The sequence below is a fragment of the Halpernia sp. genome (genome assembly GCF_048269545.1).
GTDB lineage: Bacteria > Bacteroidota > Bacteroidia > Flavobacteriales > Weeksellaceae > Halpernia.
Genome location: NZ_JBLXIJ010000003.1, coordinates 125,194 through 142,218 on the forward strand (window position 1 = coordinate 125,194; position 17,025 = coordinate 142,218).

The 17,025-nt window shown below is 32.6% G+C and carries 16 protein-coding genes and 1 other RNA gene; 2 read left to right on the plus strand and 15 right to left on the minus strand.

The annotated features are described in order from the left end of the window. Nucleotides 1-10: 10 nt before the first annotated feature. From ACN0WB_RS06330 to ACN0WB_RS06345, 4 genes are all read right to left on the minus strand, one after another. A complete protein-coding gene (locus ACN0WB_RS06330) occupies nucleotides 11-1,723 on the minus strand; it encodes a phospho-sugar mutase (RefSeq protein WP_417429976.1) in 1,713 nt (570 codons plus the stop codon). 34 nt (nucleotides 1,724-1,757) lie between these two features. After that, on the minus strand, nucleotides 1,758-2,459 hold the full coding sequence (locus tag ACN0WB_RS06335; protein WP_417429978.1) for a GIN domain-containing protein: 702 nt from the start codon (nucleotides 2,457-2,459) through the stop codon (nucleotides 1,758-1,760). Nucleotides 2,460-2,488: 29 nt separating this feature from the next. Continuing rightward, nucleotides 2,489-3,439, minus strand: a complete 951-nt coding sequence (locus ACN0WB_RS06340) for a glycosyltransferase family 2 protein (RefSeq protein WP_417429979.1) — start codon at nucleotides 3,437-3,439, stop codon at nucleotides 2,489-2,491. A gap of 67 nt (nucleotides 3,440-3,506) precedes the next feature. After that, entirely contained in the window at nucleotides 3,507-4,085 is a 579-nt protein-coding gene (locus ACN0WB_RS06345) for a DUF4199 domain-containing protein (protein ID WP_417429981.1), read from the minus strand. A 46-nt stretch (nucleotides 4,086-4,131) separates the two neighbouring features. On the opposite strand from ACN0WB_RS06345, the gene ffs reads away from it, so the two are divergent. Further along, an RNA gene (ffs, locus tag ACN0WB_RS06350) (signal recognition particle sRNA small type) lies at nucleotides 4,132-4,229 on the plus strand. Nucleotides 4,230-4,272: 43 nt separating this feature from the next. Here the strand turns inward: ffs and ACN0WB_RS06355 are convergent. From ACN0WB_RS06355 to hutH, 4 genes are all read right to left on the minus strand, one after another. Continuing rightward, complete coding sequence (locus ACN0WB_RS06355; protein ID WP_417429983.1) at nucleotides 4,273-4,953, minus strand: metal-dependent hydrolase; 681 nt, start codon at nucleotides 4,951-4,953, stop codon at nucleotides 4,273-4,275. Between the two features lie 13 nt (nucleotides 4,954-4,966). Further along, nucleotides 4,967-5,890, minus strand: coding sequence for a 1,4-dihydroxy-2-naphthoate octaprenyltransferase (gene menA, locus ACN0WB_RS06360; RefSeq protein WP_417429984.1), 924 nt, complete (start codon nucleotides 5,888-5,890; stop codon nucleotides 4,967-4,969). A gap of 67 nt (nucleotides 5,891-5,957) precedes the next feature. Further along, entirely contained in the window at nucleotides 5,958-6,794 is an 837-nt protein-coding gene (locus tag ACN0WB_RS06365; protein WP_417429986.1) for a 1,4-dihydroxy-2-naphthoyl-CoA synthase, read from the minus strand. Nucleotides 6,795-6,902: 108 nt separating this feature from the next. Beyond that, nucleotides 6,903-8,390, minus strand: a complete 1,488-nt coding sequence (hutH, locus tag ACN0WB_RS06370; protein WP_417429988.1) for a histidine ammonia-lyase — start codon at nucleotides 8,388-8,390, stop codon at nucleotides 6,903-6,905. Between the two features lie 411 nt (nucleotides 8,391-8,801). Here hutH and tyrS point away from each other — a divergent pair, with 411 nt between their 5' ends. Further along, complete coding sequence (tyrS, locus tag ACN0WB_RS06375; RefSeq protein WP_417429990.1) at nucleotides 8,802-10,097, plus strand: tyrosine--tRNA ligase; 1,296 nt, start codon at nucleotides 8,802-8,804, stop codon at nucleotides 10,095-10,097. A 76-nt stretch (nucleotides 10,098-10,173) separates the two neighbouring features. On the opposite strand, the gene ACN0WB_RS06380 is transcribed toward tyrS, so the two are convergent. The 7 genes from ACN0WB_RS06380 to ACN0WB_RS06410 form a co-directional block, all read right to left on the minus strand. Continuing rightward, nucleotides 10,174-10,587 carry a cytochrome C gene (locus ACN0WB_RS06380; RefSeq protein WP_417429991.1) on the minus strand — a complete coding sequence of 138 codons (414 nt, stop codon included), beginning with the start codon at nucleotides 10,585-10,587 and terminating at the stop codon, nucleotides 10,174-10,176. 11 nt (nucleotides 10,588-10,598) lie between these two features. Then, entirely contained in the window at nucleotides 10,599-10,862 is a 264-nt protein-coding gene (locus ACN0WB_RS06385; RefSeq protein ID WP_417429993.1) for a hypothetical protein, read from the minus strand. A gap of 6 nt (nucleotides 10,863-10,868) precedes the next feature. After that, complete coding sequence (locus ACN0WB_RS06390; RefSeq protein ID WP_417429995.1) at nucleotides 10,869-11,861, minus strand: cytochrome c; 993 nt, start codon at nucleotides 11,859-11,861, stop codon at nucleotides 10,869-10,871. A 4-nt stretch (nucleotides 11,862-11,865) separates the two neighbouring features. Beyond that, entirely contained in the window at nucleotides 11,866-13,620 is a 1,755-nt protein-coding gene (locus ACN0WB_RS06395; RefSeq protein ID WP_417429997.1) for a cbb3-type cytochrome c oxidase subunit I, read from the minus strand. A 29-nt stretch (nucleotides 13,621-13,649) separates the two neighbouring features. Further along, nucleotides 13,650-14,090, minus strand: coding sequence for an RrF2 family transcriptional regulator (locus tag ACN0WB_RS06400; protein ID WP_417429999.1), 441 nt, complete (start codon nucleotides 14,088-14,090; stop codon nucleotides 13,650-13,652). A gap of 139 nt (nucleotides 14,091-14,229) precedes the next feature. Further along, a complete protein-coding gene (locus ACN0WB_RS06405) occupies nucleotides 14,230-15,117 on the minus strand; it encodes a DUF72 domain-containing protein (RefSeq protein WP_417430001.1) in 888 nt (295 codons plus the stop codon). Nucleotides 15,118-15,352: 235 nt separating this feature from the next. Continuing rightward, a complete protein-coding gene (locus tag ACN0WB_RS06410; RefSeq protein ID WP_417430003.1) occupies nucleotides 15,353-17,008 on the minus strand; it encodes a ribonucleoside-diphosphate reductase subunit alpha in 1,656 nt (551 codons plus the stop codon). Between the last annotated feature and the right edge of the window lie 17 nt (nucleotides 17,009-17,025).

Below are 17,025 nucleotides of genomic sequence, written 5' to 3' on the forward strand. Positions count from 1 at the left end.
ATAACTTTTATTAGAGTTTTAAATCTTTTTTAATTCTTTCAATCTTGTCGTTTAAGATAATCAATTTTTCTTTAAAATCTGCTTCGGAAATGATTTTTGCTTTTACAGAAAAGTAAAATTTAATTTTTGGTTCCGTTCCAGAAGGTCTGATGCAAATTTTAGAACCATCTTCTGTGTAATAAATTAGCACATTAGATTTTGGAATTTCGTCCATCACTTCTCTTCTATTTTCTTGTAAATAAAGACAAGTTTGTTCTTGGTAATCTTTTACTTCAGTTACTTTTGAACCGGCCAATTCTTTCGGCGGATTTTCTCTAAAATCAACCATCATTTGTTTAATTTCTTCGGCGCCATCTCTTCCTTTCTTCGTAATTGAAGTTAAACTTTCAAAGTACATTCCTAGATCGCGGTAGATTTCAATTAAATATTGGTACATCGTTTTGCCGTGCGCCTTGCAAAAGGCCGCAATTTCACACGCCAATAAAATACTTCCACAAGAATCTTTATCGCGAACAAAATCACCTGTCATAAAACCAAAACTTTCTTCACCACCGCAAACAAATTTTTGTTCACCTTCATTTTCGCGGATCATTTTTCCGATCCATTTAAAACCGGTTAAACCAGATTTACATTCTACGCCAAAACGTTGGGCAATGTCAAAGAAAATATCTGAAGTTACAATTGTAGAACCGATAAATTCATTTCCATTTAATTTATCACGACGTTTCCATTGGTCTAAAATATAATAAGTTAAAATCGTATTACATTGATTTCCATTGAGCAATTGTATTTCATTTTCTAAATTTCTTACTGCAATTCCCAATCTATCGCCGTCTGGATCTGTTCCGATTACGATATCTGCGTTTGTAATTTTAGCCAAATCTAAAGCCATTTGAAGGGCGGCAGGTTCTTCCGGATTTGGACTTTCCACAGTTGGGAAATTTCCACTTGGAACCATTTGTTCTTGAACCAAATCTATTTTTTTGAAACCAGCTTGTCTTAAAGCTTTTGGAACCGTTGCATAAGTTGTCCCGTGAATTGAAGTGAAAACAATATTTAAATTATCTTTTCCAATATTTTGGTAAGTTGAATTTTTAATACAAGCATCAATATAAACTTGGTCTTGTTCTTCACCAATCCATTCTATTAAATCATCATTTCCATTAAATTTAATTTCATCAAATTTTGTGTTTTGAACTTCATTAATAATCGCTGTATCTTGTGGCGGAACTATTTGTGCGCCGTCATTCCAATACACTTTATAACCATTATATTCTGGTGGATTGTGAGAAGCCGTTAAAACAATTCCCGCGTTACAATGTTTATCACGAACCGTAAAAGATAATTCTGGAGTTGGACGATGGTTTTTAAATAATAAAACTTTAATTCCATTTGCCGTTAAAACATCGGCGCAAATTTTACCAAATTCTTTAGAATTATGACGAACGTCGTACGCAATTGCGACTTTAACTTCTTGGTTAGGAAATTGTTGCAAAATATAATTTGCTAAACCTTGAGTGGCTTGTCCGAGTGTGTATTTATTTAAACGGTTTGTTCCAACGCCCATAATTCCACGCATTCCGCCCGTTCCGAATTCTAAACTTTTATAAAAACTATCATCTAAATCTGGGGAATTAGAATTAATAAGTAATTCTACTGCTTTTTGCGTTTCCGCGTCGAAAGGTTCGTTTAGCCAAAGTTTAGCTTGTTCGGTTGAAGTCATAATGTTTAATATTTTTTAGATTAATTAAAATCTTTTAGTTTAATTTTTTATTTTCTACAGTTGCTGTTTTTTCAATTTTAAAGGCACTTATCGGCGAACCGTAATAATTAAAAGTAGCTGTATTTTTTACTTCACCACTAATTTTTCCATCTACATTTAATTCAGAATAATTTCCTTTATCAGAATTAATATTTAAATCTTTTATATACCAATAAGGCGCAATTAAACTTGCAGTATCAGAAATTTTAATAAAAGCATTATCTGTTTTTCCTAAAAGATTGGCGCGACTTTTATCTACCATTTCTAAATTTAAATTTTTAGAATTTACAGCACCAATAAATTTAGCATCATTTTTTAAATTTAGTTTAAAATCGGGTGAATTTATTTCGCCGGAAATATTAAACTCCACAGAATCCGACAATTTTACTTGGTTTAAATTGTCTTTAGAATAAATACTAATATTATAAAAATCCAAACCTTGCGTTTCTCTTTTCTCATGAATATTCAAAATATTATCTTCTACATTGATATCTAGATTCTTGTAAAAATTTGGATTGGTTTCTACAGACACAAAGTTTTTTTGCGAATGAATATAAAAAACACGGAATTTTCCTTTCAAATTTAATTGATTAAAATCTGCAATTTTTACTTCATGGGTTTCAATTGCGCCTTCTGGTTTTACTTTGGAGCAGGAAATGATTGTGAAAAATGATAAAATTAGGAGTAAATGTTTCATTTAGTTTAATTAAAATTTAAAAAATTATATTAAATGGATTCATCGATATGATAATTCTTATGCTCCCGATTATTTCTAATAATCATTTCTCCTAAAAAGCCTGCAATGAACAGCAAAGTTCCCAAAATCATCATTGTTAAAGCAATAAAAAACCAAGGATTATTGGCTAAAAGATGTCCATAAATTCCGCGAGAAACATCAATTAATTTTGAAATTCCGAGCCAGAAAGCCGAGAGAAATCCAAACAAAAACATTAAAGTCCCTGCTGCTCCAAAAAAGTGCATTGGTCTTCCGCCAAAACGGCTTACAAACCAAAGTGTTACCAAATCTAAAAAACCACGAACAAATCTTTCACTACCAAATTTTGAAGTTCCATAAGGTCTTGCTTGATGTTGTACTTCTTTTTCAGTAATTTTTCTGAATCCTGCATTTGCCGCTAAAACTGGAATATAACGGTGCATATCGCCGTAAACATCGATTGATTTTACGACTTGTTTTTTGTAAGCTTTTAAACCGCAATTAAAATCATGCAATTCTACACCAGATAATTTTCTTGCAGCAGAATTAAATAATTTGGACGGTAGATTTTTGGTCACAACATTATCAAAACGTTTCTTTTTCCAACCTGAAACAATATCCAGATTTTCTGAAATTAATTTATGATAAAGTTCTGGAATTTCTTCTGGAAAATCTTGTAAGTCCGCATCCATTGTGATAATTACATCTCCTTTTACTTTTTCAAAAGCGGCGTGTAAAGCTTGAGATTTTCCATAGTTTCGGGAAAATTTAATCCCATGAATATTTGAATTCTGCACGGATAAATTCTCAATAATATTCCAAGACAAATCTGTACTTCCGTCGTCTATAAACCAAATTTCATAAGAAAGTTGATGGTTTTTACATACTAAATCTATTCTTGAAAAAAGTTCTTCAAGAGATTCTGCTTCGTTTAAAAGTGGAATAACAATGGACAAATTCATTGAAAAAAGTAATAATTTTTAAAATTTTAAAAAGAGAAAGATACGGGTAAAATTATATTTTAGCAAATTATTTTGGACTTCTACTTCTAAAAAAAGAAGCCATAAAGAAAGAGAAAACAGCATCAAATAAGAAAATCGCACCAAAATAATAAGAAAAATATTTCAAAGTAAAAACATCTTTTCCTTTCAATTGCTCTTTGCTAAAACTTTGCATACTTTCATTAAAATCTTTATTTAAATCATCAATTTCCTTCTGGGTTTTTAAACGTGCTTTTTCTTTATTGTAAACTTGTTGCAATTCATTTTTATTAGTCTGAGTAAATTGATAATTTAAAATATCTTTTGCAGCTGGATCTACGAAATTTAGAAAAGAAAAAATAGCGAAAAGCGATAAAATACTTCCAATAAACATGGGTAAAAAAGAATTTTTAAATGCAACTTTAAAACTTATAGTATGTTCTTTCTTCCAAATTTGTCGAACAGAAAAAAAAGCAACAAGTGCATAAAGAACTGGCAAAGCAAAGGAATTCATCATCATCGTTGTTTCAAAATAATGAAGACCGTTATAAAAATAATAAACCACGAAGAAAATTATCATCGTGAGAATGAATAAGATAAGCCCTTTTACAACTGAATTTTGTTTCATAGTTAGATTTTGTTTTCAAATTTTATTAAAATTTGTATATTTGCACCGGCAAGTCCTACACAACCAGCTCCTGAGAATCCTCCAGGGTGGGAACGCAGCAAAGGTAATCGGTTGTAGCGGTGTGATGTAGATCGCTTGCCATTTTTTTATTTTAAATTTTGAGAATTTTTATTCTCTTTTTTTTGCTTTAAACTGAAAATTCTTCGCCTAATTCGGGCAAAATTAATTCTACATTTCTGTCGATAAATAAATTTTTCGCCACATTGTGGTCAATTTTAATCGCATCAAAAGTATCAAAATGACAACCGATTACTTTCGGACATTTTAATAATTCTGCTGCAGCAAAACTCGCTTTTCTCGCACACATTGTATAATGCGAACCGATCGGTAAAATGGACAAAGAAATCTCACCAAATAATTGGGGGAAATACGCCATATCTGCCATTACACCTGTATCTCCGGCGAAATAAATATTCATACCTGGAAATCTAAAAATATAACCGCAAGGTTCACCACCATAACTTCCATCTGGGAAAGAACTCGTGTGAGACGCGGGAACCATTGAGATTTTCAGATCTGAAAATTTTGCAGAACCTCCAAAATTAATATCAATATTATTTTTTGCTTTAAAATAACCGCAAATTTCTGGTTGTCCGATAACTGTAGCTTCTGGATGAAACTTTAAAACTTCTTCCACATCTGCAATATGATCGCCGTGTGCATGTGTAATTAAAATATAATCAATCTTTTGGACAGAAATATCAAAACCAGATTTTTCTTTTTGGATGTTGTAAAATGGGTCTGATAAAATTGTTTTTCCATCGTAAGTGAAGAGGAAACAGTTTTGACCGAGAAATTTAATTTTCATTTTTTTGTTTTTTTTAATTAAAGTAATTTAAACCAATCGCCACCAAAACGCTCATTGTAAAACAAATAATTCCTACTTGTTTTAAAAATTGATCGAGTTCGTGCGGCTTTTTCACATCCATAATTCTTCGCCTAATTGCCATTAAGGGTAAAAATAATACAATAAAAAGAAAAGCGTAATAATGATTTGTTTCATGCAATTTATTAATCAGCATAAACGCAAGCATAATAATTAAAGGCAATTGAAGCAAAATAATTTCATAAACCATCGCTTTTTTAAAACCCAAACGTAAAGCAAAAGTGTGTTTTCCACTTTCTGCATCGCTTTCAATATCGCGCATATTATTTAGATTTAAAACGGCGGTACTAAACAATCCAACTGCAGTTGCAGGTAATAAAATATCCCAAGAAAAACTTTTAGTAAAGAGAAAATAACTACCACAAACGGAAACCAAACCAAAGAAAACGAAAACGAAAATGTCGCCTAAACCGAAATATCCATAAGGTTTTTTTCCAATTGTGTAGCCAATTGCGGCTAAAATACACGCAATTCCCAATCCAACAAAAACATAAAAAGAATGTAAATGTTCCGGTAAAAAAGCCACATATAAAAGTGCAATTGTTGCAAGCAAAGATAAAATTGACAAAACAATTACCCCTATTTTCATTTGCGATGCAGAAATATGTCCAGCTGCAACTGCGCGCAATTCTCCTACTCTTTTTTCATCTGTTCCACGAATTCCGTCGCCGTAATCATTGGCGAAGTTTGATAAAATTTGATATAAAAGTGTCACCAATATTGCGAGTGCGAAAATTTTCCAGTCCCAGGTATTTCCGTCTAAATTTAGTCGCCATTTTGCGATAAAAGAGCCGAGAATAATGCCGCTCATCGAAAGCGGTAGTGTGCGCAAACGTGCGGCTTTAATCCAATATTTCATAAATTATAAGTAATTAGTAATTAGCAATGGGTAATTATTACTCATTTCCCATTGCTAATTACTTATGTTAAGAAATCCAATTATCCTTACCAAAATCTGGTTTTCTTTTTTCTAAAAACGCATTTCTGCCTTCTTTTGCTTCGTCCGTCATGTAAGCTAATCTAGTTGCTTCACCTGCAAAAACTTGTTGACCAACCATTCCGTCGTCCGTTAAATTCATTGCAAATTTCAGCATTCTGATGGACATTGGCGATTTTCCTAAAATTTCTTGCGCCCAATCATAAGCTGTATTTTCAAGTTCTGCGTGGGGAATTACGGCATTTACCATTCCCATATCTGCAGCTTCTTGCGCTGAATAATTTCTTCCTAAAAAGAAAATTTCTCTGGCTTTTTTTTGTCCAACCATTTTTGCTAAATAAGCTGAACCATAACCGCCGTCAAAACTTGTAACATCTGCATCGGTTTGTTTAAAAATAGCGTGTTCTTTACTCGCCAAAGTTAAATCACAAACGACGTGCAAAGAATGACCTCCTCCAACTGCCCATCCTGGAACAACCGCAATCACAACTTTTGGCATAAAACGTATCAATCTTTGAACTTCTAAAATATTTAATCTGTGACGCCCATCTTCTCCAACATAACCTTTTTCTCCACGAGATTTCTGATCGCCTCCACTGCAAAAAGCCCAAATTCCATCTTTTTTACTTGGACCTTCTCCAGAAAGCAAAACTACGCCTACGGAAGAATCTTCTGAAACGTGATAAAATGCATCGTATAATTCTGAAGTTGTTTTTGGGCGAAATGCGTTCCGTACTTCTGGTCGGTTTATTGCGATTCTCGCTACACCATTGCATTTTTTGTAAGTGATATCCTCATATTCTTTTACCGTTTTCCAATCTATCATTTTAGAAAAATTTTGGTGTAAAGATAGTGTTTCAAGTAAAAAGGCAAAAGTAAAAAGCTAAAAGTTTGAAACTAAAAAGATTTGGTCTGAAAATATATTTTTACAAAATTAATTAACCACAAAAGTTTTACTTTTAATTAAATCTGCAATTGCTAAAATATCTTCGCCAATTAAACGGTCATTCTCCAATTTCGGAACTTTAGTTCTAATTAAATCAAATGCATTTTCTACAAATTTTGAACATTTTGCAGGTCTTCTAAATTCTAAACCTTGCGCGCCAAACATTAATTCTACTGCTAAAATATTTTCTAAATTTCCGAGAACTTGGTTAAATTTTCTTCCCGAAATACTTCCCATTGAAACATGATCTTCTTGCCCCAAACTTGTAGGAATAGAATCTGCGGAAGCCGGAAAACAAAGCGATTTGTTTTCTGAAACTAGCGCTGCAGAAGTATATTGCGGAATCATAAAGCCAGAATTTAATCCGCTACTTTCTATTAATAATTTTGGCAAACCATATTTTCCTTCCAAAAGCAAATAACTTCTTCTATCCGAAATATTCCCTAATTCTGCAGCAGCTAAAGTGGCGTAATCTAAAGGAAGTGCTAAAAGTTGCCCATGGAAATTTCCACCCGAAATGGATTCTTCATCTGATAAAATAATTGGATTATCTGTGACAGAATCAAGCTCAATCTCCGTTAATTTTTTTAAATGTTCATAAGCGTTTCTACTTGCGCCGTGAACTTGCGGCACGCAACGCATTGAATAAGGATCTTGCACTCGATCACAAAATTCGTGGGCGTAAAGATTTTCAGAATTCTTTAAGAATTTTCTCATTCTTGAAGCCACTTTTTTGCTTCCTTCAAATGGGCGGATTTCATGTAATTCTTTTTTGTAAGGACTTGCAGAACCACGGTACGCTTCCAAACTCATCGCTGCAGTTAAATCGGCGAGATCTAATAAATACTCGAATTTGTCTAATCCTAAAATGGAATGTGCTAAAATAAATTGTGTTCCATTTATCAAACCTAAACCTTCTTTTGGACCTAAAATTAAAGGATCAATATTGAATTTTTCTAAAATTTCTAATGTTGGAACAGGAATTTCATTTTCCCAGACTTTTCCTAAACCTAAAAGCGGTAAAACCATGTGAGCTAAAGGCGCTAAATCTCCGGAAGCACCTACAGAACCTTGCTCTGGAATTACAGGAATTATGTCTTTTTCGAGCATTAAAATTAAACGTTCTACCAATTCTAAAGAAACTCCCGAAAAACCTTTTGAAAGCGCGTGAATTTTGGAAACCATCATTATTTTTGAAAGTTTTTTAGAAATTGGTTTTCCGACTCCCACAGCATGAGAAATAATGAGATTATGTTGCAAATGTGCGGTTTCTTCCTCTGAAATTTTAGTGTCGCACAAAGGTCCGAAACCTGTATTTATGCCATAAACTGTTCGGTCTGAAGCAATTATTTTCTTTACATTTTGTTGAGATTCTGTAATTTGTTTTTTTGCTTTTGCGTTTAATTTTGCAATTTTTGGGCTTTCTATAATTTTTAAAACATCTTCAAAAGTGAACTGATCTATTCCATAATTCATGAGAGAAAAATTTTCTTTAAAATTACGATTTTTTTAGATTTAATTAGAATGCTTTCAGACGAAGTTTCACGGAAAGACCGCAGAGATTTTTGTAAAGAGCGCAAATATTTTTATTATGTAAAATCTTAGTCTATATAAATATTTAAAATTTCAATTCCGCCTAAAAATGATAACGTTGTTTTGATGAAAATTGTTGAAAATGGCGATTTCTTGCAGCCCGACCTGAGTGGAGCTCTTTTTGTGAGGAGGAACGACGAACAAAAAAGCGGGAACGGAGGGCGGAAAAAGCTGCCCAAATAAAAATATTGATTTTAAAATTATGAATTATAAAGGAAATAAGTTTACTAAGTTTGACGCAAATTACATTAAAGACAATTTTTATATTTATTTTTGCAACTTAAATTTAAAAAAATGAACGCTTTTATTGAAGAACTGAAATGGCGCGGACTTTACGCTGATTCTATGCCTGGAACTGAAAAACAATTGGAAAAGGAAATGACTTCGGGCTACATCGGTTTTGATCCCACTGCGGATTCTCTTCATATTGGAAGTTTGATTCAAATAAAAATTTTAGCACATTTTCAGCAGCACGGTCATAAACCAATTGCTTTAGTCGGCGGTGCAACGGGAATGATTGGCGATCCAAGTGGAAAATCTAGCGAAAGAAATTTGCTGGATGAGGAAACTTTAAATCACTATGTTTCTTGCTTAAAAGAGCAACTATCACATTTTTTAAATTTTGAAGGAAATGAAGCGAACAAAGCAGAATTGGTAAATAATTTTGACTGGATGAAAGAAATTTCTTTTTTAGATTTCGTGAAAAATATTGGTAAGAATCTGACGGTTAATTATATGATGGCGAAAGATTCTGTAAAAAAAAGATTGACCGGTGAAAATGGTGCGGAAGGAATGAGTTTCACGGAGTTTACTTATCAGTTAATTCAAGGATTTGATTTTCTGCATCTTTATGAAAATAAAAACGTGAAACTCCAAATGGGTGGAACCGATCAATGGGGAAATATCACGACAGGAACGGAATTAATTAGAAGAAAAGTGCAAGGAGAAGCGTTTGCTTTGACCGTTCAATTGATTACAAAAGCAGATGGTTCTAAGTTTGGGAAAAGTGAAGCAGGAGAAAATTATTGGCTAGATCCGAAGAAAACTTCACCTTATAAATTTTACCAATTTTGGCTTAATTGCACAGATGAAGACGCAAAAAGATTCATTAAATATTATACTTTTCTATCTGAAGAAACAATTAATAATTTAATAAAATCACACGAAGAAGCGCCACACGAAAGACAATTGCAGAAGAAATTAGCAGAAGAAGTGACGGTTTGGGTTCATGGAAAAGAAGAATGTGAAAAAGCCGTAAAAGCATCACAAATATTGTTTGGAAAATCTACTGCAGAAGACTTAGTAGCTTTAGATGAAGCAACTTTCTTGGAAATTTTTAACGGCGTTCCGCAAAAAGAAATTTCAAAAGCAGAAATTTTAAATGGAAATATTGTTGATTTATTGTCGGAACAATCTGGGTTTTTAAAATCTAAAGGTGAAGCAAGACGCGAATTTGCAGGAAATGCTATTTCTTTAAATAAGGAAAAAATCGGTGAAAATTTTCAAATTACCACAAAAGATTTCATTGATGGAAAATTTTTATTACTTCAAAAAGGGAAAAAAAATTATTTTATTGTGAAAGCTGTTTAAATTTTAATAGTTTAACTTTAATAAAAAAAGCAGATTTTTCAAGGGAAATCTGCTTTTTTTATAAGATTTATTAAAACTAAAAAATTCCGTTAGAATATTCTGTAATAAAATAATACGCCGACCAAGCCGCAATAATCATAATTAAGACCCAAACCCAAACGGGAATTGTTTGGGGTGTTTCACTACCTTCAATCACAAAACTTTTTGACATTCCTTTGTCATGTGCATTAATCATTAAAGGCAAACTTCCGTCTACAATATCATTTTCGCTCAATCCTTCCACGCTTATTGAAGGTCCATTCCTCACGGTAAAATTAATATTTCGTATCCCTTCTCTTCCCGACATAGCTTTGCTCACAATTTTTAAAATATGTTCACCATCGGTTAATTTAGTAGTGTCAAAATTAAAAACAATGGGCGTTTCCAATTCTGCTATTGGTTGCTTTTCATCATCTATGAAGAGAAAAACTTTACTGTGATCTTTAGTCATTTTTTAAAATTTTAATCTTGTAAAATAGAATATTTAATGTGAGTATGCTTATTCTCTCCTGGTTTTGCCAAATATTTTATGGAAAAAATTAAGGTGTAAACTACGATTATTGCCACAACTGCAACAATTACCCAATCAATATTTCCGCGTGGACCTTCGCCGTGAGTAAAACTCTGGGTAAGTTTTGGTTGAGCTAATTTACATGCTTCACAAGCCCATGTAAAATTTATAATCAATAAAAATATTAATGTTAATTTTTGTTTTAAATTTTTCATTTTTTCTTATTTTATTTTTTCCATTATGGCTTTTACATCTTCTAATTTTACTGGTTTCGCATTATTTCCCCATGAAGAACGTTCGTGGTTCATAATTGCAGTTACCATTTCTGGAGTAAAATTTGCCGTTGTACCAACTGAAGGCATTGGTCCATAACCAGGTCTACCTGTATAACCTTTCATAATAATTGTAACATACATTTCGATATTATCACCCAAAACTACAGGACTACCTTTTAAAGGAGGAAATGCGCCTGGTAAACCAAGACCTGTTGTTTGGTGACACGCGGAACAATTTGCAGTAAATAATTCACCACCATCTGGAAGTCCGCCTGCGGCTGCTTTACCTTCGGTAGCTTTTGCTTCTTTTTTATAAATAAATTCTACGGGTGCAGTTCCTTTTGGTAACGGTGTTTGTTTTAGCGACAAAAGATAAGCAACTAATTCTTGTGCTTTTTTAGTAGCAACAATTACTTTAAATTTGTGATCTTTATATTCGTCTGGAACTTTTACTTCCACATCTCCTTTTTGTAAAAAATCTTTTTCTTCAAATAGCCATCTGTAAGAAGGCATTACAGATTGTTTTACTAAAGATCGCGGTTGATAAAGATGTAAATACTGCCAATCTTTACTGGATTGTCTTGCACCAATATTTGTTAAATCTGGACCAGTTCTTTCTGATCCTAATAAAGTGGCGGTATTTTGCCAAAAACTTAATCTTTTATCTCGCGCATAATCTGCAGCAATACTTGGTCTAGATCCAAAAGATTTATCCATTTCTACTTCACGAACTTGTTGAGTATGACAAGCAATGCAACCATTTTCAACATAAATCTTTTTACCTGCCATTTCTTCTTGAGTTAATGGTTTGGAGTCTGGTAACGGTTGATAAATCTCTTGAGACGTAAGAGCTGGAAGAATACAAACATTTAAAGTAAGAAATACAAAAAATAAAAGTGCGGTCCAGAAAAGCAACTTGTGATTACTATAAATTTTCATATTCTTAATTTTTTGTTGTGTTAAATTCTTGATTCGTTAATATTCTTTTAGCTTCCAAAATCTCAGAAGGTGTTTTTGGAATAAAAATTTCTTCTTTTTTATTAACCATTTGATAAAAATTATAAGCGAAAATTAAATGAGAAATCCACATCATTGTTCCTCCAATTGCACGCCATAACCAATATGGCGCCATCAGAGTTAAACCATCCACAAAAGGTTTTCCTGCCATCCAAAGCAATCCTTTTTCTGTAGAACCAATCATTAATGAAATAATATAAAATAAAAGTCCTATGAAAGCCAACCAAAAATGAATTCCTACCCAAGTTTTATGTGGTTCTTTACCTGTTAAGCGTGGAACAAGTGTGTAAATAAATCCCCAAAGCATAAATGTGATAATTCCATACATCGTCATATGAGAGTGTGCTACAGTAAAATCTGTAAAGTGCCACATTAAATTCGTATAACGAAATGCTTCTGCTGTTCCTTGCAATGAACCTGAAAAATAATAAATTATACCTACTAAATAAAATGGCAAAGTATAACTGGTTTTCAATTTATACCAAGAACCATTAAATGTGAGTAGAAAATTAGTTGTTCCTGCAACTACAGGAATTATCATTCCAACGCTACAAACAATTGCAACCGTTTGTAACCACCACGGAATTGGACTGAAAATAAAATGATGACTTCCGAGTGCAGTATAAAATAAAATCTGTGTCCAAAATGCCAAAATCCCTAAACTATAGGAATAAATTGGCTTATTAAGTTGCTGTGGAAGAAAATAATACATCAAACCTAATGTTAAAAACATAAACCACATTCCCACTCCTTGGTGCATATAATATCCTTGTGTAATAGTATTTCCTAAACCATTTCCCCAAAAAGGAAGATAACCTGTAAGTACAATTACCAAAACATACATCATCGCAGAAATAATATACCAATTTGAAACATACATTTCTGCAACTACTCTTCTTGCAATCGTTTTTAAAAAATTATATAAAGAAATGGCAACTCCAATTGCAAAAAGCGCCATAATTGGCCAAATGTATTCTCTGTATTCCCCACCAGAATTATTAATACCTGCCATTAATGAAATACTTCCAATTAAAACTGAGGCATTTATTAAAATTAAAGAATAATACCCAAGTTTTAAACTAAAAATTTTAACATTACTTACTCTAGGAATTACGTAATAAGTTAAACCAACCATTGCAAGCGACGCCCACCCCCAAAAAACCATATTAGTATGAACTGGTCGTAATCTTCCAAAACTTAACCAACTTTGGTGATCTACATCGGGCGCTACGAATTTTATTCCTAAATATTCACCTACAGAAGTACCAATAACCAACCATAAAATAGCTGTTCCTAAGAAATAAAGTATAAGTTTTGTTAAAAGTATAGATACATATTTCTGTGCTTCTGTGCTTTGTTTTGCTGGAATAACACGTAAACTTTCAATAGTATTTATTCCTGTAATAATTCCTTTGCTGTCAGCTGGCTCAAGAGTACCCGACAAAATATTTTTGGGCAAATTGTAATCCAACTCTTGTTGCCTCTTTTCATAAGCTTTCAATTCTTCGGGTGATAAATTTCCTAAAGATTTATTAAAATCTGAAAGTTCTTTCCTCTTTTTAAGATTAAGATATGATGAATATAATTTTACAACACCAATAATGAGTGCTAAAATTATGGGCAAAAGAATTAGCAACATTGTAATTTGTATGCCAGATTCTCCAAATAGACTGTTATTCATAAAGTAAAATTTTAACTCTTTTAAAATTATTATTTCATTCTTACAAGGAAAGATTCTCCACTTAAAACTTGATGCGCGAGAGCCGCTAAAGTGGTACTTTCTAATGATTTTTTTATTTCTTCTCGGATATGTGTAAATTGTTCATGCAAAACGCAAGGTTTCCTGGGGTTACATTTACTTAATCCCAAACTACAATCTTCAAATAAACTATTGCCATCAATTGCTTTTACAATATGTGACAAATTTATTTTTTCTAAATTTTCAAACTCAACAAACAATCCGCCATTTGGTCCTTTTGTAGAATTTAACACATTGGCTTTTACTAATTTATGCAAAATCTTTGCGGTAAAAGCTTGTGGAGAATGTGTTTTTTCTGCCACTTCTTTTTGACTCACTTTCCGCTTTTTGATTGATTGCTTCGTCACGTAAATTGCGGCTCGAATGGCGTACTCACAAGACTTTGAAAACATTTATTATGGTTTGAGTTTTATTTCTGCTAAATTATAAAATTTTTCAATAAAAGACAATAAGGTCTTCTATTATTTTTTAAAAATAAAAAACAGTAGATGATTTTAAAAATTTTTTAAGCTTTTATTAATTTAAAAATACTTAAAAAAGTGGTGGATTCTTATCCTCCAATTTCGGAATGTGAAGATTAGTTCCAACTTCTTTATTTAGTTTCTCAATAAAATAAGCGGAAAGTAAAGGTGATGCTTTTTCGATGTTCTGATGCACAAAAAAATAAAGATTTTCTAAACCTTCCTTTTTCCAAATTTTAATTCTTTCAATCCAGTCGTCGAAACGTTCATAATCACTTTCATGATTTGCACCTACATATCTTATAAATGCAGAATCCGTAGTTAATCTCATGTGAAGCATATCTCTTCGTCCCGCCGTATCTACAATAATATTGGTAACATTATTCTTTTCAAAAAGTGACATTATTTTGTTAAAAATTTCTCCATCTGCAAACCACTCTTCATTTCTTAATTCTATTGCCAAAGAAATTTCTTTCGGCCAATCTTTAATAAATTTCTCAAGTCTGTCGTAATCTTTTGGTTTAAAATTATCATGAAGTTGCAGAAAAACCATTCCCAATTTTTCCCCGAAATTTAAAACTGCAGTGGCATAAAGCGTTACAACATCCGTCACATCTTTTAATCTTTTAAAATGGGAAATTGTATTGGAAACTTTGGGGAAAAATTTAAAATCTTTCGGGGTTTTATCTTTCCAAGTTAAAATCTGATCTGGTGTCGGAAGTTTATAAAAAGTGGCATTTAACTCTATAGAATTAAATTGTGTGGAATAATATGTTAATTCATCTTTCGTCCCTTTTGGATAAAATCCTTTCAGATCGGTTTTATTCCATTTAGCACAACCCACAAAAGCCTGAAATTTTTTGGATTTATTTTTCTTTAAAATTTCTTTGGTTGTTGGATGATCTTTCGGCAATGTAAAATCAATTTCTGAAGGATCTGGGACTTGTCCGAATTTCATTTTTTTTGAGGTTTTATTTGGTAGAAATAAGATTTTAGTTTTAACAAAGATAAAAAAAACGAAGATTTTTCATCCATGTTTCTTTAATAATCCTGATTGAAATTTATAAAAAAACTGTGCAACCTCTAAAATCTGCAAAGATTTAAAATCCAAAATTATTATACAATAAATAAAAAAAAGCCACAGAAAATTTTCTGCAGCCTTTGCTTTTCGCCTTTAAATCTCTATGCAACTTTTACGCCTCACAAGAACTACAACTCACAAAATTTACCATCATTTCTTTAGAAACCGAAGAACTTCTTTGGTAATACAAAGTTTTCACACCTTTTTTCCAAGCTTCAATGTAAAGATAATTCACATCTTTTATTGGCATTGTAGAAGGAATATTTAAATTCAAACTTTGCGCTTGATCAATATATTGCTGTCTTTGCGCCGCTTGTGAAATCACTTCCATTGGAGAAATTTCTTTAAAAGTTTTAAAAACCAACTTTTCTTCGTCGGTTAGTTCTTTTAAATGTTGAACAGAACCGTGATTCAACATAATTGTACGCCAAGTTTCTTCATTATCCAAACCTTTTTCTTGTAATAATTTAGCCAAATATTTATTCTTCCGCATAAAATTACCTTTCGCCAAACCGGCTTTGTAATAATTAGACGCAAAAGGTTCAATTCCTGGAGAAGTTTGTCCCAGAATTGCGGAACTGGAAGTTGTCGGCGCAATCGCCATTACAGTTGTATTTCGCATTCCGTAACCTTTTAATAACTCAGGTTCGCCATAAATATTTGCCAATTCTTTACTCGCAATATCGGCTTCGGAACGAATGTGTTTAAAAGCTCTTGCGTTAAATTGCGTTGCTTCAAAACTCTCAAACGGAATATTATTTTTTTGTAAATAAGAATGATATCCTAAAACGCCTAAACCAAGCGCTCTGTGTCGCAACGCAAAATTTCTTGCGCCAGTTAAATAATAATTTCCTTCAGTTTTTTCTATAAATTCAGATAAAACTGCATCCAAGAAATAAATTGCTAATTTCACCGCATTTGTATCTTTCCATTCATCAAACAATTCCAAATTCATTGAAGACAAACAGCAAATAAAAGATTCATCTGCTGTAGAAGGCAACATAATTTCCGAGCAAAGATTACTTGCATTTACCATCAAACCTAAATCTTTATAAACTTGAGGTTTATTTCTGTTAACATTATCTGAAAATAAAATATACGGCAAACCTTTTTGTTGACGACTTTCCAAAACTCTTGCCCAAGTTTTTCTTTTTTCCAAATCGCCGTCTATCATATCTTGCATCCAATAATCTGGAACGCAAATTCCTGTAAATAAATTCTGAATCGGACTTCCAATATCTTTAATCGATAAAAATTCTTCAATATCACCGTGATCAATATCCAAATATGCAGCAAAAGCGCCTCTACGAACGCCGCCTTGCGAAACCACGTCCATCGCCGTGTCGTATAATTTCATAAAAGAAACCGCGCCGGAAGATTTTCCGTTGTCTGTCACTGCAGTTCCGCGATTTCTAAGTTCTCCAAAATAACCCGAAGTTCCGCCACCAATTTTGGTTTGCATAATGACTTCTCCCAATTTGTGCGTAATTCCTTCAATATTATCCGGAATATGAACATTAAAACAAGAAATCGGCAAACCGCGTTGCGTTCCCATATTTGCCCAAACTGGAGAAGAAAAACTAATCCAGCCTTTTGTGATCATTTCCTTGAAAGCAGGTTGCAATTCTGGTTTATAAAGTCGTTTCGCAGCTGCGCCGGTAATTCTGTCGATCGCGCCGTCCACGGTTTCGCCTTTCAGCAAATAACCGCGATTTAGCATTTGCTCAGATTCTTCGTTCAGCCACCAGATTTCAGTTTGTTCTTCCATATTTTATTTCATAAATG